Source organism: Micrococcus sp. GbtcB5 (assembly GCF_019091605.1).
Taxonomy (GTDB): Bacteria; Actinomycetota; Actinomycetes; order Actinomycetales; family Micrococcaceae; genus Micrococcus; species Micrococcus luteus.
Map to the genome: position 1 here is coordinate 1 of NZ_JAGXJK010000138.1, position 304 is coordinate 304.

1 pseudogene is annotated in these 304 nt (G+C 75.7%); it reads left to right on the plus strand.

The annotated features are described in order from the left end of the window. Nucleotides 1–304, plus strand: a pseudogene (locus KVS67_RS11785) (dihydroorotase); the annotation flags it as partial.

Genomic DNA, 304 nt, shown 5'->3' on the forward strand with positions numbered 1-304 from the left:
GCCCTCCGGCGTCCTCGGCCTGGCCGGCTGGCCCGCCGTGGCGGAGGTGGCCGCCATCGCCCGTGTCGTGCTGCTGGCCCAGCACGTGGACTCCCGCCTGCACGTGTGCCACGTCTCCACGGCCGGCTCCGTCGAGCTGTTCCGCTGGGCCAAGGCCCAGGGCGTGGCCGTGACCGCCGAGGCCACCACGCACCACCTGCTGCTCACCGAGGAGCTCGTCCGCTCCTACGACCCCGTGTGCAAGGTCAGCCCGCCGCTGCGCCGCGAGTCCGACGTGATGGCCCTGCGCGCCGGGCTGGCCGAC